A 24,973-nucleotide genomic window follows, 5' to 3' on the forward strand; every position below is an offset into this window, starting at 1 on the left:
CAAAAATGATCGTTTCGCACGCGTCGGCGTGTCAGCAGAATGTCTCCGTTCCCGGCCGCGCGACGACACGCGCAGCGCAGCGGGCCGCACTTCAAGGAGACAGCCGTGGCAGTGGAAACAACTTCGATCGATACGCTGGTGGTCGGCGCCGGACAGGCCGGCGTCGCGATGAGCGAGCATCTGGGCAAGCTGGGCGTGCCGCATCTCGTGCTCGAGCGCGACCGCATCGCCGAGCGCTGGCGCACCGCGCGCTGGGATTCGCTGGTCGCGAACGGCCCCGCCTGGCACGACCGCTTCCCCGGCCTGGAATTCGCCGGCCTCGATCCCGATGCGTTCGCAACCAAAGACCAGGTCGCCGATTACTTCGACGCCTATGCGCGCAAGATCGACGCGCCGATTCGCACCGGCGTCGACGTGAAGAACGTCGTGCGTAACGCCGGCAAGCCGGGCTTCGTCGTCGAGACGTCCGACGGCACGATCGAGGCGACGCGCGTGGTGGTCGCGACGGGGCCGTTCCAGCGCCCGGTCATTCCGCCGATCGCACCCGACGATGCACGCATCCACCAGATCCATTCCGCGCACTATCGCAATCCGGCGCAGTTGCCGGACGGCGCCGTGCTGGTGGTCGGCGCGGGCTCGTCGGGCGTGCAGATCGCCGACGAGCTGCAGCGCGCCGGCCGGCAGGTGTATCTGTCGGTCGGCCCGCACGATCGTCCGCCGCGCGCGTATCGCGGCCGCGACTTCTGCTGGTGGCTCGGCGTGCTCGGTGAATGGGACAAGGAAGCGGCGACGCCCGGCCGCGAACACGTGACGATCGCCGTGAGCGGCGCGCGCGGCGGCCACACGGTCGATTTTCGTGCGCTCGCGAATCGGGGCGTGACGCTGGTCGGGCTGACGAAATCGTTCGACGGCGGCGTCGCGGCGTTCGAGCCCGACCTCGCGATCAATCTCGCGCGCGGCGACGACAACTATCTGTCGCTGCTCGACGCGGCCGATGCGTATGCGGCCCGCAACGGGCTCGAGCTGCCCGCCGAACCGCAGGCGCGCCGCATCCTGCCCGATCCGGCATGCGTGACGAACCCGCTCCTGTCGCTCGACCTCGCCGGCGCGGGCGTGACGTCGATCGTATGGGCGACCGGCTACGCGACGGACTACGGCTGGCTGAACGTCGATGCGTTCGACGCGAACGGCAAGCCGCAGCATCAGCGCGGCGTGTCGAAGGAGCCGGGCATCTATTTCGTCGGGCTGCCGTGGCTGTCGCGACGCGGCTCCAGTTTCATCTGGGGCGTGTGGCACGACGCGAAACACATCGCCGACCACATCGCCACGCAGCGCAAGTACGTCGACTATCACGACGCAGCGCAACGGCGCGGCCACGCGAGCGCCCGGCAGGACGACGCGGCGCGCCTCGCACCGGCCGCTGCGCGCCCGGTCGTCGACGCGATCGACTGAGCCGCGGCGCGCCGCGAGCGCGCCTCCACCCGCACGCCGCCGCCGGCGCGGCGTGCGAACCCACCGACATTCGAAGGACCGCGATGAGCCAGCCCACCCACACCCGTATCCGCATGTTCAACACGAAGGATACCTACCCGAACCAGACGCTCGACAACGACCTGTGCCAGGCCGTCCGGGCCGGCAATACCGTCTACGTGCGCGGCCAGGTCGGCACCGATTTCGACGGCAACCTCGTCGGCCTCGGCGACCCGCGCGCGCAGGCGGAGCAGGCGATGCGCAACGTGAAGCAGCTGCTCGAGGAAGCCGGCAGCGACCTCACGCACATCGTCAAGACGACCACCTATCTGATCGACCCGCGTTATCGCGAGCCGGTGTATCGGGAAGTCGGCAAGTGGCTGAAGGGCGTTTATCCGATTTCGACGGGGCTCGTCGTGTCGGCGCTCGGTCAGCCGCAGTGGCTGATGGAGATCGACGTGATCGCCGTGATTCCCGACAACTGGCAGCCGGCGCAGGCGTCGGCGTCGGTGCGGGAGGCGCAATGACGTTCTCCATCGTCGGCCGCTGCGCCGAAACGGGCCAGCTCGGGATCGCGATCAGCTCGTCGAGCATCGCGGTGGGCGCGCGCTGCCCGTGGGTGCGGGCGGGTGTCGGCGCGGTGGCGACGCAGAACGTCACGCTGCCCGCGCTCGGCCCGCAGACCCTCGATCTGATCGAGCACCAGCAGCTCGCGCCGGCCGCCGCGCTCGATCGCGCGCTGAACGCGAACGGCTGGAGCCAGTATCGACAGGTGACGGCGATCGATGCGCAGGGCCGCACCGCGTGCTTCACCGGCAGCGAAGCGCTCGGCACGCATCACGCGGTGCAAGGCGCGCAATGCGTGGCGGCCGGCAATCTGCTGGCCGCGCCGGCCGTGATCGACGCGATGGCGCGTGCGTTCGAACAGGCGCCGGGGCTGCTGGCCGAGCGCCTGCTCGCCGCGCTGCATGCGGCGGTCGCGGCGGGCGGCGAGGCCGGCCCGGTGCATTCGGCGGCATTGACGGTAGCCGGCGACGTGACCTGGCCGATCGTCGACCTGCGCGTCGACTGGGCCGATGCCGATCCGATCGGGCAGCTCGATGCGCTGTGGCGCGCGTATCGCCCGCAGATGCAGGATTACCAGACGCGCGCGCTGAACCCGACCGCCGCACCGAGCTACGGAGTGCCCGGCGATGAGTGACACGTCGAGCCGTACGCTGCTCGCGCGGCTGGTCGGCTTCGCGACGGTCAGCCGCGATTCGAATCTCGCGATGATCGACTTCATCCGCGACTATCTCGACGGCTACGGCGTGTCGAGCGAGCTGTTCTACAACGCGGAAGGCACCAAGGCGAGCCTGTACGCGACGATCGGGCCGCGCGATCGCGGCGGCATCGCGCTTTCCGGGCATACGGACGTGGTGCCGGTGGACGGGCAGGCGTGGACGGTCGAGCCGTTCCGGCTGACCGAGCGCGACGGCCGGTTGTACGGGCGTGGCACGGCCGACATGAAAGGCTTCATCGCGTCGATGCTCGCGGCCGTGCCGGCGTTGGTCGCTCGGCCGCTGCATACGCCGGTGCATCTGCTGCTGTCGTACGACGAGGAGATCGGTTGCGTCGGCGTTCGGCCGATGCTCGAAGCGCTCGCCGGCCGCGAGCAGCGGCCGCGCGTGTGCGTGATCGGCGAGCCGACCGGGCTGCAACCGGTGCTCGGCCACAAGGGCAAGCTCGCGATGCGGTGTCACGTGAAGGGCGCCGCGTGCCACTCCGCGTATGCGCCGCTCGGCGTCAACGCGATCGACTACGCGGCGAAGCTGATCGGCCGGCTCGGCGAAATCGGTGCGGCGCTCGCACGGCCCGAGCATCGCGACGAGCGCTTCGATCCGCCGTTCTCGACCGTGCAGACCGGCTTGATCAGCGGCGGCCGCGCGCTGAACATCGTGCCGGCCGAATGCGAATTCGATTTCGAGGTGCGGGCGCTGCCGAGCTTCGATGCGCACGACGTGCCGAGCCAGTTGCAGCACTACGCGCAAGCCGAGCTGTTGCCGAGGATGCGCGCGGTGCAGCCCGACACCGATATCCGTCTGCAACCGCTCGGCGCCTATCCGGGGCTCGCCACGGCGCCGGACAGCGACGCGGCGCGGCTGATCGCGATGCTCAGCGGTTCCGACGCATTCGGCACGGTCGCGTTCGGCACCGAGGGCGGATTGTTCGGCGAGGCCGGCATGCCGACCGTCGTGTGCGGACCGGGCAGCATGGACCAGGGGCACAAGCCCGACGAGTTCGTCACGCTCGAACAGCTGCACGGATGCGACGCGATGTTGGGGCGTCTCGTCTCGCACGTCGCTTCGTCCGCGTGATCGTCGCGGCGGCCGCACGTTTCTACCGGCCCGTCTGCTCGACGATCTGCGCGAGCCGCTCGCGGCAGAAGTCGACGAACGACTGCGCCTGCTTGGTGAGCTGCCCGCGCTTGAGCCGCGCGCTCACGAGCCCCGACGGGCTCACCGTTTCGCTCAGATCGACCGTCACCACGCGCCGGCCGTCGTAGGTGTATTCGGAATGCGGGCGCGTGACGAGCAATGAGAAACCGAAGCCCTGTCCGACCATCCCGCGCACCATCTCGATCGACGGCGACGCGAACACGATGTTCGGCGTGAGCCCGAGCTCGCGGAACAGGCTGACGAAATAGGTGCGGCTCGGCAGCACGTCGAGCAGGATCATCGGCTCGACGCTCAGCTCGCGCAGCGACACGTGCGTCTGTTCCGCGAACCGGTGGTTCTCCGGCAGCAGCACGTACGGCTGCTGCGCGGGCATCAGCGGCTCGGTCTCGATCGTCCCGTCGAGGTCGTGGTCGTACAGGAACGCGAGGTCGAACGTGCCGGCGGTGAGCCCCTGCACGAGCTCGTGCTGCTCGCCGTCGCGCAGCCGGATGTTCACGCCCGGATAGCGCTCGCGAAAGCCGGCGATCAGCTGCGGCAGATAGAGCGGCGCGACCGTCTCGAAGCAGCCGATATCGATCTGGCCGGTCACGACGTCGTTGTCGGCCAGCGCGTTCTGTTCGAACTCGTGCGCGATGCGCAGCAGCTCCTGCGCCTTGCGGTAGAAACGCGTGCCGCCCGGCGTCAGCGACACGCCCTGCGCGTGATGGCGGATGAACAGCTTCACGCCGAAACTTTCCTCGAGCCCCTTGATCGCGCTGGAGATCGACGGCTGCGCGATGAACAGCTGGCGCGACGCCTCGGCGACGCTGCCGGACTCCACCGTCGTCACGAAATATTTCAGTTGCCGCAAAGTGTAGTGAGCCACGAGCACCTCTGATACGCGCCGCGGCGGCGCGTGCCGCCGCGCAGCGCATGCTGTCCGCTGGATGCGTAGCACCTTACCCGAACCCGCGCGGCGCCGAAATTTCCCCTGCAGAGCTTTTTCGTATGTCTCGGAAATATTTTTAGTATTTTCGGGTCGCGACGCGCGTGGCGCACCATCGTCTCCAATCCGGATCGCGACAAAAGCGCGCACGTGCTGCGCCGTCGCCGCGCATCCGGACCCGATTGCCGGCGCGCACGCTCGCGCGCCGGCCGACACGGCAGGCGCGCGTTACTGCGCACGACAGGAGACTTGACCATGACGACCGCGGATCGCAACGCGTCATCGATGATAGAGAAGCACACGATCGGCTACGTGCCGCCCGCGGAACGCCACGGCAACGTGCGCGACCTGTTCACGCTCTGGTTCGGCGGCAACATCGCGCCGCTGCCGATCGTGACCGGTGCGCTCGGCGTGCAGCTGTTTCATTTGAACCTGATGTGGGCGATCGTCGCGATCGTCGTCGGGCAGGCGGTGGGCGGCGTGCTGATGGCGCTGCATTCGGCGCAAGGCCCGCAGATGGGCATTCCGCAGATGATCCAGAGCCGCGCGCAGTTCGGCTCGTGGGGCGCGCTGCTGGTCACGGTGATCGCGGCGGTGATGTACGTCGGCTTCTTCGCATCGAACATCGTGCTGGCCGGCAAGTCGGTGCACGGCATCGCGTCATCGGTGCCGGTGCCCGTCGGGATCGTGATCGGCGCGGTGGGCTCGGGGCTGATCGGGATCGTCGGCTACCGGTTCATTCACATCCTCAACCGGATCGGCACGTGGGTGCTCGGCATCGGCATCCTGGTCGGCTTCTGGATGATCCTGTCGCACGTGAGCACCGCCGATTTCTTCACGCGCGGCGGCTTCGACTTCGCGGGCTGGCTCGCGACGGTCTCGCTGTCGGCGCTGTGGCAGATCGCGTTCGCGCCGTACGTGTCGGACTATTCGCGGTATCTACCGGAAGACGTCGGCGTCGCGTCGACGTTCTGGGCCACCTATCTCGGCTGCACGATCGGCTCGACGCTCGCGTTCATCTTCGGCGCGGTCGCGGCGCTCGCGGTGCCGGCCGGCGTCGACACGATGGACGCCGTCAAGCAGGCGACCGGCCCGCTCGGCCCGCTGATGCTGGTGCTGTTCCTGTTGAGCGTGATCAGCCACAACGCGCTGAACCTGTACGGCGCGGTGCTCGCGGTCATCACGTCGGTGCAGACCTTCGCGTACCGCTGGATTCCGACCGCGAAGGCGCGCGCCGTGCTGTCGGTCGTGATCTTCGTCGGCTGCTGCTACGCGGCGATCGGCGCGTCGACGAACTTCGTCGGCAATCTCGTCGATCTGGTGCTCGCGCTGCTCGTGGTGCTGGTGCCGTGGACGGCGATCAACCTGATCGACTTCTACGTGATCCACAAGGGCAAGTACGACATCGACGCGATCTTCACCGCGGATGGCGGCGTGTACGGCCGCTTCAATCCGCAGGCGCTGCTCGCGTATGCGATCGGGATCGTCGTGCAGATTCCGTTCATGAACACGCCGATGTACGCGGGCCCGATTCCGGCGCATCTGGGCGGCGCGGATCTGTCGTGGCTGGTCGGCCTCTTGCTGACCTCGCCGCTGTACTACTGGCTTGCGACGCGCGACAGCGCGTACCGGCGCCGGCAGACGGGCGCGCAGTTGCCGTCGTCGGCGGCGCGGTAACGCGGTGAGTGTCGAGAGGGGCGGGCGAAGCGGCGGTCGTCGTGGATGAGGCATGGCCGGTGCGAACCGGCCGTGTCGTGCGCTTCGTCGCGGGTGGTTGCCGTGCGATCGGATCGCATGGATGCCCGCCGTCGTCGCCGGGCCACCCCGGCGACACGGCCGATGCGTGCGCCGCCGAGTAAGGCCGTCGCGCGCGGAGCCGGCGTCAGACGCCTGCGCTGCCCTGCGGCGTGACGGCCACCGACGCCTCGCTCGTCAGCATCAGGAACGTGAGCGTCTCGCGTAGATACAGGCGCACGACCTTGTCGGTGTGGCTCGTATAGCCGATCGATACGTCTTCGCCGAGATGCAGTTCATAGTCGCCGCCGCGCGTGGAGAGCACGCAGCCGCCGCTGATTGCCGGCGCCCAGATGATCTCGCCGCTGACGATGCGCTTGATGTGGCCGAGCACCGGATAGCCCTGGTCGCGCGCTTCGCTCAGCGCCGTGTAGGCATCGGAGCCGAGCACGACCGAGTACGGGCCGTCGACGCCGGCGAGCCGCAGCGCCTCGAGCGCGTCGCTGATTGCGTCCGGATATGCGCTGACGTCGGCCGGCAGCGCGAGCTTGCGGTTCGACGTGCCTTCGCGGATGCCGACGATGCCGGCCGCGGCATAGCCGTCGAAGATCGCGCCGTCTTCCGCGAAGGCGAGCCGTTGCGCGGCATCCTTGGCCGGCTGCCAGTCGGCGTCGCGCGCGCCGCGCTCGACGCTGTCGATCGCATCGCGGCTCAGTTCGAACGGCACCGTCAGTTCGACGATCGTGCGGACTTCGCGCAGCCGTGCGCTCACCAGCTCGCGCGGGGCGGCGACGTCGCACAGGTGCCCGGTGCCGACGGCCGACAGCGCGGGGCCGGCCGGCCCCTCGACGTCGACCACGCGGCGCCCGGCCACCGAGCGCTTGAACGTGCGTGCGACTTCTTCCTCGATCTGCTGCCATGCTGACGCCGAAACCGGCGCGAGTTCGCGGTGCAGGTTATTCATGGATAGGGGCTCCTTTCAGCGATCCGATGTTCAGCGAGCCGTCACGACGCGGCTCGGGCGATGAGGGGACGGGCGGCGCGACGGCGCCGGCATCGGCCGGCGCGGCGCGGTCGGCCAGCGCTTCCAGCAGGTCGGCCGACGGCACGAAGAACAGCGAGCCGGTGACCGCGCGGCTGTAGTCGAGCAGCCGGTCGTAGTTACCGGGCGGGCGGCCGACGAACATGTTTTCCAGCATCTGCTCGATCGGCGCCGGCGAGCGCGCGTAGCCGATGAAATAGGTGCCGAATTCGCCGTAACCGGGCCGCCCGAACGGCATGTTGTCGCGCAGGATCTTCACTTCCTGGCCGTTGTCGTCGAGCGTGGTCAGCGAGCTGTGCGAGCACGACGGCTTCACGTTCTCCGGCAACTCGATGTCGGACAGCTTGGTGCGGCCGATGATGCGCTCCTGCGTCTCGACCGGCAGCGCGTTCCAGCCGGCCATGTCGTGCAGGTACTTCTGCACGATCACGTAGCTGCCGCCGGCGAAGTCGGCGTCTTCGTCGCCGATCACCGTGAAGTCGACCGCTTCGCGGCCTTCCGGGTTCTCGGTGCCGTCGACGAAGCCGATCATCGCGCGCTGGTCGAAGTTCCGAAAGCCGTGCACCTCGTCGACGACGGTGACGGCGTCGCCCAGCGCGCCGAGCAATTGCGTCGCGAGTTCGAAGCACAGGTCCATCGTGTCGGCGCGGATATGCAGCAGGATGTCGCCCGGCGTTGCGATTGCGACGCGCTCGCCGCCGCCGAATTCGCGAAACGGATGCAGCGACGCGGGCCGCGGCTCGCCGAACAGCGTGTCCCACGCGGCGGCGCCGAAGCCGCACACGCACGACAGCTTGCCCTCCGGCACGCGCTTGCCGACCGAGCGCACGAGCGCGGCGACGTCGCCGCACCACGCGCGGACGGTGTCGGCATGGCCGGCGCCGGGGTTCAAGGTTGCCACGATGAAGATGGCGCTGCGCGTGATCGGTCTGTGGACGGCCTGCGGGAGCGGGGAGCGGGTCTGCATCGCGGGCTGGCGGTCAATCATGTCGGGACGCGCGGGCCGCGCAGATCGCGGCACACGCAGACGAACGGTTGGACTGAGTCATGCGACGGTTCTCTTTGGGCTGTGTGACATGCGAATGAAGGACGTTGTGCGCGCATGGGCGGCGCGCGCTGCGTACCAGCGTCGAGCCTGCAATCTAGCAGTTTCGACTGATCTTTGGAACATGAGCAGGAAATGCGGAAGCCGCCGGGAGCCGTTGCCGCGATCGGCGGCGTGCTTCGGGCCGGGCGGCTTCGGCAGGCGGGGCGCCCGACGGTTTAAATACCTTGCTCGCACACTGGCCGACCCAATACGGCGGAAAGCACGCCAGTCGGTGGCGTTGCACACTAGCCGAGCCGTGAGCCGCGCGTCGTTGCGATCGCATGGCGGATGACGCGGGTGATGTTGCGGCGGCAATCGCGCAGCCGCATGCAGAAGCGGTGTAGCGGTCGACTTTGCCGAGATGCATCGATGAACTGACGAGTCGAACGCCGGACGAGCCGGCGAGCGCGCTTCTTATGACGACCCATGGCGTCTTCCGGCGCTGCGTTCGTGCAGCAACGACTTCCTTCAGCAATCCGATAATCTGCACCTTGCCGAACTTCGACCAGTTCACCAGAGTTTTTAGGAAGGCTACTCGCAAACGTCAAAGTGGTTAGCCCGGCGATGAAAAAGATCATAAAAAACAAAGTAGGCGGTCAACTCCCATCGGTTCTCGATCTCATTTGTTCATACCTATATACGTTTGAAACTACGGCTCACCGAGCTGCTGAACGAATTCGTCTGACGTAAATGACATGAAGCGCTATCTGGGGCGCTGCAGTGGTGGATTGCTTCCTAATGGTTGGGGAATTGGGCCGGGCAAGTCGATGGCTCGGCATTGGTAGATAAAGAAGCTTAGTCTGCCATCAATATGCTCATACGAATGACGGCGTTTTGCGTCGCTGCTTTGGGCTAAATAGTTAATCAGTGTCAAATCTTATGGATCCCTGACATAACGCGATGGACATGGCCGACCTATTGTTGCAATGTTACAAAAAATAATTGTCAGAGAGTGAAGAGCCTGTAGGGCGATGGTGGGGCTGGATGGGGTTCCTGAAAAGAAAGATCAACTTTTAGGTTTACTAACGGAAATTCGTCGTACGGATTGCGGATCAGTAGTCGTATCCACCGTGGATACCGGCGGCGGGGCTGTCGTGGTCACCGCCCGCTCCACTGTTGTCTCGTGGCGTGAAGGCGTCAAAGAAGGTCGATGACGGAGAGCGATTTATATGCCGAGGAACGGGTGAAATGGATCAGGAATCGATTCGATTGGGCTTTGGTGAAATTCCGCAGATAGGCGATATGAACATTGTCAGATTTATTTAAATAGCGGAATTTGAGATTGATTTATTTGTAAGGGCATCGGCAATTGCCGATGCGTAACTTGCGTTCATGTGTCCGGTTTAAGGCGTCTAGGGGGGTTTCATGAATAAAATATTCAAGGTGGTGTGGTCTAAATCACGGTCCATGTTTGTCGTTGCATCTGAAATGGCCACGGCACATGGAGGCGGTAGCTCTGAAAAGAGTTCGTGTAGAAGTCACGCTGATGAGTCGTTGGCGCATGCAACAAGGGCACTCAAGCTAAAAGCCCTTGTTGTTGCCGTGTGTGCGGCAGGGGGGGCGGCACCGACCCTGGCATTGGCGGGCAATTCTGGGATGTGTCTTTCAAATAATGGCTCTCAAGCAGGTTGGTCTTCTGCGGGAGGTCTCACTTTTACTTGGACAAGCTTTTGCGATGCCCCATTGACCGGAACGGTGGGTACTGATGCCCTTGCCGCATTTACCGAGAATGGCACGCAGTTGCTAGTCGATGGCACCAACGGAAATATCTATTTCCGGACGGGTGGATCGACGGGGAATGTACTAACAATGTCGAACGTCGGAGGCGCTGGCGTTTTGTTATCCGGCCTTGCGCCGGGTGCCGTGACCTCGACGAGCAAAGACGCCATCAATGGCTCGCAGTTGTATTCTCTGTCGACTTCGACCTCGTCGTCGGTCAGTTCGCTTTCGACTGGCGTGAGTTCGATGTCAACCAGCGTCAGTTCGATGTCGACGAGTGTGAGCTCGATGTCAACCAGCGTCAGTTCGATGTCGACGAGTGTGAGCTCGATGTCAACCGGCGTCAGTTCGATGTCCACGGGCGTGAGTTCGCTGTCGACGGGGCTGAGCACCACGAACAGCGCGGTAAGCAGCCTGTCGACGTCGACCTCGACGACGGCCAGCTCGCTGTCCACGGGCGTGAGTTCGCTGTCGACGGGCCTGAGCACCACGAACAGCGCGGTAAGCAGCCTGTCGACGTCGACCTCGACGACGGCCAGCTCGCTGTCCACGGGCGTGAGTTCGCTGTCGACGGGGCTGAGCACCACGAACAGCGCGGTAAGCAGCCTGTCGACGTCGACCTCGACGACGGCCAGCTCGCTGTCCACGGGCGTGAGTTCGCTGTCGACGGGGCTGAGCACTACGAACAGCGCGGTAAGCAGCCTGTCGACGTCGACCTCGACGACGGCCAGCTCGCTGTCCACGGGCGTGAGTTCGCTGTCGACGGGGCTGAGCACCACGAACAGCGCGGTAAGCAGCCTGTCGACGTCGACCTCGACGACGGTCAGCTCGCTGTCCACGGGCGTGAGTTCGCTGTCCACGGGCGTGGGTTCGCTGTCGACGGGGCTGAGCACCACGAACAGCGCGGTAAGCAGCCTGTCGACGTCGACCTCGACGACGGCCAGCTCGCTGTCCACGGGCGTGGGTTCGCTGTCGACGGGCCTGAGCACCACGAACAGCGCGGTAAGCAGCCTGTCGACGTCGACCTCGACGACGGCCAGCTCGCTGTCCACGGGCGTGAGTTCGCTGTCGACGGGGCTGAGCACCACGAACAGCGCGGTAAGCAGCCTGTCGACGTCGACCTCGACGACGGCCAGCTCGCTGTCCACGGGCGTGGGTTCGCTGTCGACGGGCCTGAGCACCACGAACAGCGCGGTAAGCAGCCTGTCGACGTCGACCTCGACGACGGTCAGCTCGCTGTCCACGGGCGTGGGTTCGCTGTCGACGGGCCTGAGCACCACGAACAGCGCGGTAAGCAGCCTGTCGACGTCGACCTCGACGACGGCCAGCTCGCTGTCCACGGGCGTGAGTTCGCTGTCGACGGGCCTGAGCACGACCGACAGCACGGTGGCATCGCTGTCGACCTCGACGTCAACGGGCCTTTCGTCGGCGACCAGCTCGATCACGTCGCTGTCCACGTCGACCTCGACGGGCATCAGCTCGCTGTCGACCGGCCTGAGCACGACGGATAGCACGGTGACGTCGCTGTCCACGTCGACCTCGACGGGCATCAGCTCGCTGTCGACGGGCCTGAGCACGACCGACAGCACGGTGGCATCGCTGTCGACGTCGACGTCAACGGGCCTCTCGTCGGCGACCAGCTCGATCACGTCGCTGTCCACGTCGACCTCGACGGGCATCAGCTCGTTGTCGACGGGCCTGAGCACGACGGATAGCACGGTGACGTCGCTGTCCACGTCGACCTCGACCGGCATCAGCTCGCTGTCGACCGGCCTGAGCACCACGAACAGCGCGGTAAGCAGCCTGTCGACGTCGACCTCGACGACGGCCAGCTCGCTGTCCACGGGCGTGAGTTCGCTGTCGACGGGTCTGAGTTCGGCCAACAGTTCGATAAGCTCACTCTCGACGTCAACGTCGACCGGCTTGGCATCAGCCACCAGCTCGATCACATCACTGTCGACCTCAACCTCCACAGCGCTCCAAGCCGCGAAAGGTCACTACAACAGCATCAACGACAACGGCATCCAGCAAGGTAATTACAATAGCGACGGTGCAACGGGCATCAATGCACTTGCTGTCGGGACCAATGCAAGTGCTTCTGGGGCTAGCAGTGTTGCGGTTGGGGATGGATCGCATGCATCGTCGGGCGGTGCAGTTGCAATCGGACAGGGCGCATCGGCGACTGGCGGCAAGGCAGTATCGATCGGTGTCGGAAACACGGCGAGCGGTGATGGCGCGGTTGCACTCGGCGATCCGAACGTGGCCACCGGTACGGGCGCCGTGGCAATGGGTGCAAACAACACGGCGACTGGCAATGGCGCTGTCGCATTGGGCAATGCAAACATTGCGACGGGCGTGGGCTCGTTGGCCCTCGGCAATACGTCGACGGCAGCCGCCGACGGCGCGGTGGCATTCGGATCGGGTGCGGTCGCGACGAACACCAATGATGTTGCCCTGGGTTCAGGGTCCGTCACCGCGACAGCCAGTCCGACGAGTAGTGCCACGGTCGGGACCACGACATATGGCAACTTTGCCGGTACTTCTCCGACGAGCGTTGTGAGCGTCGGTTCGGCGGGGGCCGAGCGTCAGATTACCAACGTCGCAGCAGGTCAAGTCACATCATCGAGTACTGATGCCATTAATGGCAGCCAGCTCTATTCGGTCGCCAGTACGACTGTTTCAAGCATCACTTCGCTGTCGACGTCGACGTCGACGGGTCTGTCGTCGGCGACCAGCTCGATCAGCTCGCTGTCGACCGGCCTGAGCACGACGGATAGCACGGTGGCATCGCTGTCGACCTCGACGTCAACGGGCCTTTCGTCGGCGACCAGCTCGATCACGTCACTGTCGACGGGCCTGAGCACGACCGATAGCACGGTAGCGTCGCTGTCGACGTCGACTTCGACCGGTCTGTCGTCGGCCACGAGTTCGATCACGTCGTTGTCCACGTCGACTTCGACGGGTATCAGCTCGCTGTCGACCGGCCTGAGCACGACCGATAGCACGGTGACGTCGCTGTCCACGTCGACCTCGACGGGCATCAGCTCGTTGTCGACGGGCCTGAGCACGACGGACAGCACGGTGGCATCGCTGTCGACGTCGACGTCAACGGGCCTTTCGTCGGCGACCAGCTCGATCACGTCACTGTCGACGGGCCTGAGCACGACCGATAGCACGGTAGCGTCGCTGTCGACGTCGACTTCGACCGGTCTGTCGTCGGCCACGAGTTCGATCACGTCGTTGTCCACGTCGACTTCGACGGGTATCAGCTCGCTGTCGACCGGCCTGAGCACGACCGATAGCACGGTGACGTCGCTGTCCACGTCGACCTCGACGGGCATCAGCTCGTTGTCGACGGGCCTGAGCACGACCGACAGCACGGTGGCATCGCTGTCGACGTCGACGTCAACGGGCCTTTCGTCGGCGACCAGCTCGATCACGTCACTGTCGACGGGCCTGAGCACGACCGATAGCACGGTAGCGTCGCTGTCGACGTCGACTTCGACCGGTCTGTCGTCGGCCACGAGTTCGATCACGTCGTTGTCCACGTCGACTTCGACGGGTATCAGCTCGCTGTCGACCGGCCTGAGCACGACCGATAGCACGGTGACGTCGCTGTCCACGTCGACCTCGACGGGCATCAGCTCGTTGTCGACGGGCCTGAGCACGACCGACAGCACGGTGGCATCGCTGTCGACGTCGACTTCGACCGGTCTGTCATCGGCCACGAGTTCGATCACGTCGTTGTCCACGTCGACTTCGACGGGTATCAGCTCGCTGTCGACCGGCCTGAGCACGACCGATAGCACGGTGACGTCGCTGTCCACGTCGACCTCGACGGGCATCAGCTCGTTGTCGACGGGCCTGAGCACGACGGACAGCACGGTGGCATCGCTGTCGACGTCGACGTCAACGGGCCTTTCGTCGGCGACCAGCTCGATCACGTCACTGTCGACGGGCCTGAGCACGACCGATAGCACGGTGACGTCGCTGTCCACGTCGACCTCGACGGGCATCAGCTCGTTGTCGACGGGCCTGAGCACGACGGACAGCACGGTGGCATCGCTGTCGACCTCGACGTCAACGGGCCTTTCGTCGGCGACCAGCTCGATCACGTCACTGTCGACGGGCCTGAGCACGACCGACAGCACGGTGGCGTCGCTGTCCACGTCGACCTCGACGGGCATCAGCTCGTTGTCGACGGGCCTGAGCACGACGGACAGCACGGTGGCATCGCTGTCGACGTCGACGTCAACGGGCCTCTCGTCGGCGACCAGCTCGATCACGTCGCTGTCGACCTCGACCTCGACCGGCATCAGCTCGCTGTCGACGGGCCTGAGCACGACCGACAGCACGGTGGCATCGCTGTCGACGTCGACGTCAACGGGCCTCTCGTCGGCGACCAGCTCGATCACGTCACTGTCGACGGGCCTGAGCACGACCGACAGCACGGTGGCATCGCTGTCGACGTCGACGTCAACGGGCCTCTCGTCGGCGACCAGCTCGATCACGTCGCTGTCGACCTCGACCTCGACCGGCATCAGCTCGCTGTCGACGGGCCTGAGCACGACCGACAGCACGGTGGCATCGCTGTCGACCTCGACGTCAACGGGCCTTTCGTCGGCGACCAGCTCGATCACGTCGTTGTCCACCTCGACCTCGACCGGCATCAGCTCGCTGTCGACGGGCCTGAGCACGACCGATAGCACGGTGACGTCGCTGTCCACGTCGACCTCGACGGGCATCAGCTCGCTGTCCACTGGCCTGAGCACGACCGATAGCACGGTGGCATCGCTGTCGACCTCGACGTCAACGGGCCTCTCGTCGGCGACCAGCTCGATCACGTCACTGTCGACGGGCCTGAGCACGACGGATAGCACGGTGGCATCGCTGTCGACCTCGACGTCAACGGGCCTTTCATCGGCGACCAGCTCGATCACGTCGTTGTCCACCTCGACCTCGACCGGCATCAGCTCGCTGTCGACGGGCCTGAGCACGACCGATAGCACGGTGACGTCGCTGTCCACCTCGACTTCGACGGGTATCAGCTCGCTGTCGACCGGCTTGAGCACGACCGATAGCACGGTGGCATCGCTGTCCACGTCGACCTCGACGGGTATCAGCTCGCTGTCGACCGGCCTGAGCACGACGGACAGCACGGTGGCATCGCTGTCGACGTCGACGTCAACGGGCCTCTCGTCGGCGACCAGCTCGATCACGTCGCTGTCGACCTCGACCTCGACCGGTATCAGCTCGTTGTCGACGGGCCTGAGCACGACCGACAGCACGGTAGCGTCGCTGTCGACGTCGACTTCGACCGGTCTGTCGTCGGCCACGAGTTCGATCACGTCGTTGTCCACGTCGACTTCGACGGGTATCAGCTCGCTGTCGACCGGCCTGAGCACGACCGATAGCACGGTGACGTCGCTGTCCACGTCGACCTCGACGGGCATCAGCTCGTTGTCGACGGGCCTGAGCACGACGGACAGCACGGTGGCATCGCTGTCGACCTCGACGTCAACGGGCCTTTCGTCGGCGACCAGCTCGATCACGTCACTGTCGACGGGCCTGAGCACGACCGATAGCACGGTGGCATCGCTGTCGACCTCGACGTCAACGGGCCTCTCGTCGGCGACCAGCTCGATCACGTCGTTGTCCACCTCGACCTCGACCGGCATCAGCTCGCTGTCGACGGGCCTGAGCACGACCGATAGCACGGTGACGTCGCTGTCCACCTCGACTTCGACGGGTATCAGCTCGCTGTCGACCGGCTTGAGCACGACCGATAGCACGGTGGCATCGCTGTCCACGTCGACCTCGACGGGTATCAGCTCGTTGTCGACGGGCCTGAGCACGACCGACAGCACGGTGACGTCGCTGTCCACGTCGACCTCGACCGGTATCAGCTCGTTGTCGACGGGCCTGAGCACGACGGACAGCACGGTGGCATCGCTGTCGACGTCGACGTCAACGGGCCTTTCGTCGGCGACCAGCTCGATCACGTCACTGTCGACGGGCCTGAGCACGACCGATAGCACGGTAGCGTCGCTGTCGACGTCGACTTCGACCGGTCTGTCATCGGCCACGAGTTCGATCACGTCGTTGTCCACGTCGACTTCGACGGGTATCAGCTCGCTGTCGACCGGCCTGAGCACGACCGATAGCACGGTGACGTCGCTGTCCACGTCGACCTCGACGGGCATCAGCTCGTTGTCGACGGGCCTGAGCACGACGGACAGCACGGTGGCATCGCTGTCGACCTCGACGTCAACGGGCCTTTCGTCGGCGACCAGCTCGATCACGTCACTGTCGACGGGCCTGAGCACGACCGACAGCACGGTGACGTCGCTGTCCACCTCGACTTCGACGGGTATCAGCTCGCTGTCGACCGGCCTGAGCACGACGGACAGCACGGTGGCATCGCTGTCGACGTCGACGTCAACGGGCCTCTCGTCGGCGACCAGCTCGATCACGTCACTGTCGACGGGTCTCAGCTCGACCGATAGCACGGTAGCGTCGCTGTCGACGTCGACTTCGACCGGCCTGTCGTCGGCAACGAGCTCGATCACGTCGCTGTCGACCTCGACCTCGACCGGCATCAGCTCGCTGTCCACCGGCCTGACCACCGCGACCAGCGGCATCACGTCGCTGTCGACGAGCTTGAGCTCGACCAACAGCAACCTGGCATCGTTGTCTACGTCGACGTCGTCCGGTTTCTCCACGACGAACAGCTCGATCTCGTCGCTGTCGACCTCCACGGCCTCCAGCGTCGGTTCGTTGTCGACGGGCCTGAGCACGACCAACAGCAGCCTGACGCAGTTGTCGACCTCCACGTCGACGGGCCTGTCGACGGCGACCAGCTCCATCGCGTCGCTGTCCACGTCGACCTCGACGAGCGTCGGTTCGCTGTCGACCGGCTTGAGCACGACCAACAGCGCCGTCGCATCGCTGTCGACCTCGACGTCGACCGGCCTGTCGTCGACCGCGAGCGCAATCACGTCGCTGTCGACCTCGACCTCGACGGGTTTGAGCACGACGAACAGCGCCGTCACGTCGTTGTCGACCGGTTTGTCGACGACGAACGCGACCCTGACGTCGCTGTCGACGGCGGTCGCACCGCTGACGTCGATCAAGACGCAGACGACCGACGGCAGCATGGCCATCGGCACCGGTGCGTCCGCAGCGCCGAACTCGACGGCGGTCGGCCAGGGTGCAACGGCTTCCGGCGTGAACTCGACTGCGCTCGGGAACGGCGCAACGGCGTCCGGGGACAACTCGACCGCCGAAGGCCAAGGCGCGATCGCGTCGGGTGTCAACTCGAAGGCGGACGGTCAGGCAGCGGCGGCGACGGGCGCCAACTCGACGGCATTGGGCCAAGGCTCGACGGCGTCGGGTGCCAATACGACCGCCGTCGGCCAGGGCAGTACCGCGGTCGGCGTGAACTCGGTCGCCATCGGCACGGGATCGGTGGCGTCCGAGCCGAACACCGTTTCGTTCGGCTCACAGGGCAACGAACGTCGCTTGACGAACGTGGCGCCGGGGGTCAACGGGACCGATGCGGTGAACATGAACCAGCTCTGGCGTGTCCAGTCGGGCATCAACGACGTCGCGCACCGTGCGTATTCGGGCATTGCCGCGGCGACAGCGCTGACCATGATCCCGGAGGTCGATCCCGGCAAGACGATCGCGGTCGGCGTGGGTGCCGGTAGCTACCAAGGGTACTCGGCGGGGGCGATCGGCGTCTCGGTGCGGTTCACCGATAGCCTGAAAGCCAAGCTCGGCGTCGGGATCGGCGGCGGCAGCAACACCTACGGAGGAGGTGTGTCGTATCAGTGGTAACGCGTGAGTGATCCCCGGGCGAAGCTGCGCGGCCTCGCCCGGGGGCACTCCATCCACGACAACCGGTATAGCGCGAAAGCCGACGACCGGTGATTAGTGGCAAAAGCTAACAGGCGTCCCGACCATCGATGCATTTGCATCGATGTGTCGGGGCGCTGCACATGGGTGGCACGGCTCGCGGGCGCATCACGTTCGCGCGAGCTGGCCCGATTCAAAGGCGGCCGCCGCCGGCCGTTCGCTATCCATACCAATATGTCCGGCGCGATTCGCCGGGAAGATTGTTTTGTTCCGAGCGGTGAAAACGTTGAGATGGAAAAGTATTGTGACCTGGTCCGACAGCAGCGGGAACTCCTGCATCGGTTGGCCGCGGCGCGAGACCGCGAAATCGACGACGTCATTGCGAATATCGTGGAGACGATGTTGACCTATCACATCACGCTCGACGATCTGCGAAGGGCGTTACCGATACGCAGCAGTCATGCTGCGCTGTCGAAGCGGAATGCGGCCGTCATGAAAAGACCGCCGCCCAAATATCTCGACCCGGTGTCGGGAAAAACCTGGTGCGGGAAAGGACGCCGGCCGGCGTGGCTGGTCGGCAAGGACCTCAGCGAATTCCTGCTGGAAGAAAGCGTAGAGACGTGCTGAACCGATGCGGACCTCGACGTATCGGTCGTCGATGAGCACGAGCGCCGGATCGCGCTTCTTGGCACGATTCACCACCGACGGTCGGGACGGCGCCGTCGCCCTCGTCGATCGGACGCATCGCATCCGATGAATTCGCATGGACGAACGACATGAATCGAGAGCGGATGATGCCGATGAAGGCGATGCACGACAGCAGCAAGGGAATCGGCGACTTGCGGGCGTTGAGCTACTCGCGCCCGGAAGCAGATGTCGCGGCTCGACCTGCGGGCGGGCATAGCCGGCGTCGCAAGATCGTCGCGTTGATCGCGGCGGTGCTGGCGATCGCCGTTGCACAATACGTCGCGCTGAAGATCATCTACGCGACGCAGCCGGCTCACGTCGCGCCGCGGAAGTGAATGCGCGCGCAACGGTCAAGATACCGGCTCGATAACGGAGAATCGCACGATGAAGCGCCTGCTGCTGCTCTGGAAAACTGCGCGACACGATCTGCGCGTGTTGTACGGCGCGCTCGCTCACCCGGATCGTCCGGTGTGGCTGATTCCCGCGCTGGCGGTCGTCGCGCTGTACGCATTCGAGCCGTTCAACTTCGCGATGCCCGTGCTGGGTTTCGTCGACGACGGCGTGCTGGTGCCGTTGGCGCTCCACATGCTCGTCCTCGGGCTGCCTGTGTCGATGCGTCGCACGTCGGCGCGGCCCCATCCTGAAGATGCTTGACAGTTGCGCGCGACACCGCGCAGTACACTGATTTTCAAGTCGATCCCGTAAGCGAGGCGACGATCGACCCAGAAGCCCTTGAATGCCACACGTGGATTTCAAGGGCTTCGCTACGTGTGGCCGACGTCGCAGCGAAGTGCCGACGTGCTGCCACCGTTCCAACGGAAATCGCAAGAACCAGCAAGGGGCGTGACATGAAGAAGGACATCGGGTGTGGGTTCTTTCTGCCTGCATCGGCGCGTAAGGAACTACAGGAAGCGAAGCGTCAGGGCGGCATGTTCCTCGACGACGTCATCAAGCGCTTGCGTGTCGAGTATCCCGAGGCGTTCCATACGGAAAAGACGTTGCCCGAACGTCGCTTCGCGCTCAAGCCCGTCACCGACGAAACGCCTCATAGCGTGGAACACCGGTATCCGCGTCACGACCGCGGCACGGCCTGAACCGCCGCGCCCGCCAGATTGCCGGCGCCAGGGCGCACGCGCGGCGCCGGGCACCACCACGGTGCCGCCGATAGACCGCTGAATCGGTCCTTCGCGATCGACGTTTCACCTGCATCACTCCACTGCGTTGCCCCCGACGCGCAACGGGCGCGCGCCTTGCTCGAACAGTGCGACGGTCCCCGGACCGTTCCCACTTTCGACAAGGAGGGCCTGACATGAAAGCAGTGGTATTTCACGGCATCGGCGATATCCGCGTCGATACGGTGCCCGACCCGCAACTCGCGCAGCCGACCGACGCGGTCGTGCGCCTGACGGCCAGCGCGATCTGCGGCACCGATCTGCACATGGTGCGCGGCACGCTCGGCGGCATGAAGCCGGGCACGATTCTGGGCCATGAGGGCGTCGGCATCGTCGAGGCGGTCGGACGGGACGTGCGCAATCTGAAACGCGGCGACCGCGTGCTGATCCCGTCGACAATTGCATGCGGCAGCTGCGCGTATTGCTGCGCGGGCTACACCGCCCAATGCGACGTCGCGAATCCGGGCGGCCCACGTGCGGGCACCGCGTTCTATGGCGGTCCGGTCGACACCGGCGCATTCGACGGACTGCAGGCGGAATACGCGCGCACGCCGCTTGCGCATGCGAGCCTGATCCGCCTGCCCGATTCGATCGACGACGACCGCGCGATCCTGATGTCCGACATCTTCCCGACCGGCTACTTCGGCGCCCAGCTCGCGGAGATCAAGCCGGGCGATACGGTCGCGGTGTTCGGTGCGGGTCCGGTCGGCCAGTTCGCGATCGCGAGCGCGAAGCTGATGCGCGCGGGACGCGTGTTCGCGATCGACCGTATCGCGTCGCGGCTCGACATGGCGTGCGCACAGGGCGCGGAGACGATCGACTTCGCCGAGGAGGATCCGGTCGACGCGGTGCTGCGACTGACCGGCGGGATCGGCGTGGACCGCGCGATCGATGCGGTCGGCGTCGACGCGATGCGCGCCACGCATGGGCCTGCGGCGGCCGATGCGGACGCGGCGCGCGCTTTCGATGCGGAAGTCGACGCGGTCGCACCGCGCCGCAAGCCGGACGGCCGCAACTGGGTGCCGGGCGACGGGCCATCGCAGGTGCTGCAATGGGCCGTGCGCGCGGTCGCGAAAGCCGGCACGGTGTCGGTGATCGGCGTGTATCCGCCGCAGGCGCGCGTGTTTCCGATCGGCGAGGCGATGAACCGCAATCTCACGATCAAGATGGGCAACTGCAACCACCGGACCATCACGCCGCATCTGATCGAGCTGGTGCGCAGCGGCGCGTTCGACCCGGCCGCGGTGCTCACGCACCGCGAGCCGCTGACCAACGCGATCGACGCGTATCGGGCGTTCGACGTGCGCGAGCCCGGCTGGATGAAAGTGAAGCTGACGCCCTGACCGATGCAACCATCACGAGGAGTACTGCGATGAACGAAACGAACGCTTCCTATGACAACTGCATCGCCGCGTGCGACGCATGCGCGCGCGCATGCGACACGTGTGCGGCCGGATGCCTCGCCGAATCCGACACGAACCCGCTGGCCCGCTGCATCGCGCTCGACATCGAATGCGCGCAGTTGTGCCGCGTCGCGTCGGGGGCGATGGCACGGCGCGGCACGCTCGCGCCGCAAGTGTGCGCGTTGTGCGCGCAGGCGTGCGACGCGTGCGCGGCCGAATGCGGCCGCCATGCGCACGAGCACTGCCGGCGCTGCGCGCAGGCCTGCGAAGCCTGCGCGGCGATGTGCCGCGCGATGGCGTGAGGGTTCAGCGGTTCGCCTGAGCGTTGCGGGCGACGCGCTCCAGCAGCGCGTCGAGCACCGCCATTTCGACGGGCTTCACGAGGTGATCGTCGAAGCCCTCGCTTGCGGTGCGCGCACGATCGGTCGGCCGCGCATGGCCGGACAGCGCGACGCAGGTCGTGCCGGCCAGCGCATCCATCGCGCGCAGTTCGCGCAGCAGCGTGAAGCCGTCGACGTCGGGCATCGACAGGTCGACGAGCATCAGCTGCGGTGCGAACTCGCGCGCGAGCGCGAGCGCGTCGTCGGCGTTGTACGCGACGCGCGGCGCGTGGCCTTTCACTTCGAGCAGCACGGCGAGCGTATCGGCGGAGTCGCGGTTGTCGTCGACGACGACGATGCGCAGCGGCTCGGCAGCGGGCGGCGCGACGCTGCGCGCGCCTGACGCTTCGAGCGCGGCCGCTTGGTCGGCGGGCTCGGCCGGCAGCCGCACGACGAACGTCGCGCCCTGGCCGGGGCCGGCGCTTTCCGCCGAAATGGCGCCGCCGTGCAGTTCGACGAACGACCGGCAGATCGCGAGGCCGAGGCCGAAGCCGTCCGATGCGAGCGTGCCGGTGGCGTTGCCCTGATCGAACAGGTCGAAGATCGACTCGAGCGCGCCGGGCGCGATGCCGATGCCGCGGTCGCTGACGCGAATCACGGCGGCGCCGTCCTCCATGCGCGCGCCGATGCCGATCTGGCTGCCGTACGGCGAAAACTTCGACGCGTTGTCGAGCAGGTTGTGCAGCACCTGCACGAGCCGCGCCGCATCGCCGCGCACGACGAGCGGCGCGTCGGGTACGTCGACGCGCAGGTGCTGCTCGCGCGCCGCCAGTTTCGGCTGGACGCTCTCCACACCGCGGCACACGAGATCGCGGATCGTCACCGGCGCCGTGTCGAGCTCGAGCTTGCCGGCGGTGATGCGGCCGACGTCGAGCAGATCGTCGACGAGCCGCGTCAGCTGCCCGACCTGGCGATGCACGGCGTCGCGGCACTGCGCGAGCGCGGGCGCCGGCTCGGGCAGGCTCTGCAGCACGCCGACCGAATGGCGCAGCGGCGCGAGATGGTTGCGCAGCTCGTGCGCGAGCATCGCGATGAACACGCTGAGCCGATGCGTCGACGCTTCGAGTTCCGCGAGCCGCTTGCGCTCGGTCATGTCGCGCGTGATCTTGATGAAGCCGACCAGCTGGCCGCCCGGCCCGCGCACCGCGGTGATCGTCACGCTGGCCCAGAACCGCGAGCCGTCCTTGCGCACGCGCCAGCCTTCGTCCTCGAAGCCGCCGTGCGCGACCGCTTCCTGCAGCCCGAACGCGGGCCGGCCGGCCGCGACTGCTTCGGGCGGGTAGAAGCGCGAAAAATGATGGCCGAGGATCTCGGCCGGCAGATAGCCCTTGATGCGCTCGGCGCCCTGATTCCACGTGGCGACGTTGCCTTGCGGGTCGAGCATGAATACGGCGTAGTCGGTGATCGCGCCGACGACCGTCTCGAACCGGAATTCGGCGAAGCGGTGCAGGAGATCGCGTGCATCGGCGGGGCCGAGTGGCGGATGCGGGTCGGAAATGGCGTCGTCTTGTGTCATCGGAACGGCTAATGAAAGAGGCTCGCGCGAGCGGCGGCCGGCCGACGCCGGGTGCGCCGCTGCGGCAATTGTTGGAATCGAATGGACCCGGTCGAAACCATAAGGGTACTCAATTCCCCTGATGAATGGGTGCGCATCACGCGTGCCCCCTGCGCGCGACCGGCCCGGCATGCCGATTGCGCAGCGCTGCCATCTGCCCGCTGCGGCCCGTACGGCGGCCTTCGGCGGCGCTTCACCGTTACGAGAGGGCATCGACATGAACAGCACACTGGACCCCGACAACGAGCCGATCGGCCCGGACGAGGACAACGAGCGGCGCGGCCGCGATGGGCGGGCGCTCGGGCCGAGCGACTCGTCGGACAGCGGCAGCGACACGGTCGGCGCGCGGCGTCACGCGTTCGACGTCGATTCGCCGCTCGACCAGCACGCGCTCGAGCGCGGCGACGCGGCGCTCGACAGCGACACGGACCGTGCGGGCACGGGCGAGCGCGCGTCCGCAGACGGCGACGCGGGGCTCGACGAAGATGCGGACATCGAACCGGATCACACCGAGCGGCTGAGCGAACCGGGCAATACCGACGATCCGGATGCCGGGTCGGTCTAGGGGGCGGCTTTCGAGCGGTGGATGCGAAAAAACTGCAATCGCGTTGCAGATAGGGCGGGCTTCGTAGGGACTCTCGGTGACGGGCGGTCGGCTGGATAGGTGGCGGTGGTCGGCGGCAGCGGCTCGGGAAAGTCGACGCTCGCGCGGCTGCTGTTCCGGCTCTACCAGCCCGACGCCGGGATCATCGGCATCGACGGCCAGGATCTGCGCCTCGTGACCGAGCGCAGCCTGCGCGACGCGCTCGGCATCGTGCCGCAGGACACCATCCTGTTCAACGACACGCTCGCGTACAACATCGGCTACGGCAAGCGCGACGCGACCCGCGCGGAAATCATCGCGGCCGCGCGCAGCGCGCAGCTCGACGCGTTCATCGAGCGGCTGCCCGACGCGTACGACACGCGGGTCGGCGAGCGGCAGCGCGTCGCGATCGCGCGCGCACTGCTGAAGGCGCCGCCGATCGTCGTGTTCGACGAGGCGACGTCGGCGCTCGACACGCGCTCGGAGCGCGCGATCCAGCAGGAGCTGATGCGCGTCGCGCAGCACCGCACGAGCCTCATCATCGCGCACCGGCTGTCGACGATCGTCGATGCCGACCGGATTCTCGTGATGGAGCACGGCCGCCTCGTGGAGCAGGGCACGCACGACGAGCTGCTCGCGAGCGGCGGCGTCTATGCGCAGATGTGGGCGTTGCAGGCGAAGCAGCGCGAGCTTGAGCGCACCGAAGCGAAGTTCGCGCGGCTGCCGGTGCGCATCAACCCGCTGGTCGCGCAGGTGCTCGATTCGCTCGCCGACGCGGCCGCGCAGCGCGCGGTGCCGGTGTTTCGCCAGTTGGCGGACGAGGATCTCGTCGTCAAGGCCGATGCGGCCGCGCTGCGGCGTTTCGTCTGGGAAATGTGCCGCGCGGGCATCGATGCTGCTCGAGAACGTGCCGTACAACGT

The 24,973-nt window shown here is 66.3% G+C and carries 16 protein-coding genes and 3 pseudogenes; 15 read left to right on the top strand and 4 right to left on the bottom strand.

Going from position 1 to position 24,973, the window contains the following annotated elements; translation table 11 throughout:
- The first annotated feature begins 105 nt into the window (after positions 1-105).
- From MBR110_RS24535 to argE, 4 genes are all read left to right on the top strand, one after another.
- Positions 106-1,452: a flavin-containing monooxygenase gene (locus MBR110_RS24535; RefSeq protein ID WP_041494349.1), complete on the top strand. Its 1,347-nt coding sequence runs from the start codon at positions 106-108 to the stop codon at positions 1,450-1,452.
- Positions 1,453-1,535: 83 nt separating this feature from the next.
- Positions 1,536-1,997: a RidA family protein gene (locus MBR110_RS24540; RefSeq protein ID WP_034195625.1), complete on the top strand. Its 462-nt coding sequence runs from the start codon at positions 1,536-1,538 to the stop codon at positions 1,995-1,997.
- The gene (locus MBR110_RS24545; protein ID WP_059694068.1) at positions 1,994-2,671 is read left to right on the top strand and encodes a DUF1028 domain-containing protein; all 678 of its coding nucleotides are present in this window, start codon (positions 1,994-1,996) and stop codon (positions 2,669-2,671) included. The genes MBR110_RS24540 and MBR110_RS24545 overlap by 4 nt, the downstream gene beginning before the upstream one ends.
- Entirely contained in the window at positions 2,664-3,827 is a 1,164-nt protein-coding gene (gene argE, locus MBR110_RS24550; RefSeq protein WP_059740538.1) for an acetylornithine deacetylase, read from the top strand. The genes MBR110_RS24545 and argE overlap by 8 nt, the downstream gene beginning before the upstream one ends.
- Before the next feature lie 22 nt (positions 3,828-3,849).
- Here the strand turns inward: argE and MBR110_RS24555 are convergent, their stop codons facing one another.
- Entirely contained in the window at positions 3,850-4,773 is a 924-nt protein-coding gene (locus tag MBR110_RS24555) for a LysR substrate-binding domain-containing protein (RefSeq protein ID WP_034195632.1), read from the bottom strand.
- 315 nt (positions 4,774-5,088) lie between these two features.
- Here MBR110_RS24555 and MBR110_RS24560 point away from each other — a divergent pair, with 315 nt between their 5' ends.
- Positions 5,089-6,510, top strand: a complete 1,422-nt coding sequence (locus MBR110_RS24560) for a purine-cytosine permease family protein (RefSeq protein ID WP_059463936.1) — start codon at positions 5,089-5,091, stop codon at positions 6,508-6,510.
- 205 nt (positions 6,511-6,715) lie between these two features.
- On the opposite strand, the gene MBR110_RS24565 is transcribed toward MBR110_RS24560, so the two are convergent.
- Positions 6,716-7,531 (bottom strand): family 1 encapsulin nanocompartment shell protein, encoded by an 816-nt coding sequence (locus tag MBR110_RS24565; RefSeq protein ID WP_014725646.1) that lies wholly within the window; start codon positions 7,529-7,531, stop codon positions 6,716-6,718.
- Positions 7,524-8,597, bottom strand: a complete 1,074-nt coding sequence (locus tag MBR110_RS24570; protein WP_176044343.1) for a Dyp-type peroxidase — start codon at positions 8,595-8,597, stop codon at positions 7,524-7,526. The genes MBR110_RS24565 and MBR110_RS24570 overlap by 8 nt, the downstream gene beginning before the upstream one ends.
- A 1,464-nt stretch (positions 8,598-10,061) precedes the next feature.
- Between MBR110_RS24570 and MBR110_RS24575 the strand changes: the two are divergent.
- From MBR110_RS24575 to MBR110_RS24605, 8 genes and pseudogenes are all read left to right on the top strand, one after another.
- Positions 10,062-18,053: pseudogene (locus tag MBR110_RS24575) on the top strand (ESPR-type extended signal peptide-containing protein); the annotation flags it as partial.
- Between the two features lie 81 nt (positions 18,054-18,134).
- A pseudogene (locus MBR110_RS32695) lies at positions 18,135-18,254 on the top strand (YadA-like family protein); the annotation flags it as partial.
- Positions 18,255-18,350: 96 nt separating this feature from the next.
- Positions 18,351-18,899, top strand: coding sequence for an H-NS histone family protein (locus MBR110_RS24580; protein ID WP_155624603.1), 549 nt, complete (start codon positions 18,351-18,353; stop codon positions 18,897-18,899).
- A gap of 167 nt (positions 18,900-19,066) precedes the next feature.
- Positions 19,067-19,294 carry a hypothetical protein gene (locus MBR110_RS24585; RefSeq protein WP_148278607.1) on the top strand — a complete coding sequence of 76 codons (228 nt, stop codon included), beginning with the start codon at positions 19,067-19,069 and terminating at the stop codon, positions 19,292-19,294.
- Between the two features lie 49 nt (positions 19,295-19,343).
- Positions 19,344-19,613 carry a hypothetical protein gene (locus tag MBR110_RS24590; protein WP_014725653.1) on the top strand — a complete coding sequence of 90 codons (270 nt, stop codon included), beginning with the start codon at positions 19,344-19,346 and terminating at the stop codon, positions 19,611-19,613.
- A gap of 194 nt (positions 19,614-19,807) precedes the next feature.
- A complete protein-coding gene (locus tag MBR110_RS24595; RefSeq protein ID WP_014725654.1) occupies positions 19,808-20,053 on the top strand; it encodes a hypothetical protein in 246 nt (81 codons plus the stop codon).
- A gap of 215 nt (positions 20,054-20,268) precedes the next feature.
- Positions 20,269-21,474, top strand: a complete 1,206-nt coding sequence (locus MBR110_RS24600) for a zinc-dependent alcohol dehydrogenase (protein ID WP_059463697.1) — start codon at positions 20,269-20,271, stop codon at positions 21,472-21,474.
- A gap of 29 nt (positions 21,475-21,503) precedes the next feature.
- Complete coding sequence (locus tag MBR110_RS24605) at positions 21,504-21,836, top strand: hypothetical protein (RefSeq protein WP_059463696.1); 333 nt, start codon at positions 21,504-21,506, stop codon at positions 21,834-21,836.
- 4 nt (positions 21,837-21,840) lie between these two features.
- On the opposite strand, the gene MBR110_RS24610 is transcribed toward MBR110_RS24605, so the two are convergent.
- Positions 21,841-23,430 (bottom strand): hybrid sensor histidine kinase/response regulator, encoded by a 1,590-nt coding sequence (locus MBR110_RS24610; RefSeq protein ID WP_181709623.1) that lies wholly within the window; start codon positions 23,428-23,430, stop codon positions 21,841-21,843.
- Between the two features lie 256 nt (positions 23,431-23,686).
- On the opposite strand from MBR110_RS24610, the gene MBR110_RS32280 reads away from it, so the two are divergent.
- Both MBR110_RS32280 and MBR110_RS24615 read left to right on the top strand, forming a co-directional pair.
- Positions 23,687-24,034 (top strand): hypothetical protein, encoded by a 348-nt coding sequence (locus MBR110_RS32280; protein WP_011879837.1) that lies wholly within the window; start codon positions 23,687-23,689, stop codon positions 24,032-24,034.
- A gap of 99 nt (positions 24,035-24,133) precedes the next feature.
- A pseudogene (locus MBR110_RS24615) lies at positions 24,134-24,952 on the top strand (ATP-binding cassette domain-containing protein); the annotation flags it as partial.
- Between the last annotated feature and the right edge of the window lie 21 nt (positions 24,953-24,973).

Source organism: Burkholderia sp. MBR-1 (genome assembly GCF_013822785.1).
GTDB classification, from domain to species: domain Bacteria; phylum Pseudomonadota; class Gammaproteobacteria; order Burkholderiales; family Burkholderiaceae; genus Burkholderia; species Burkholderia vietnamiensis.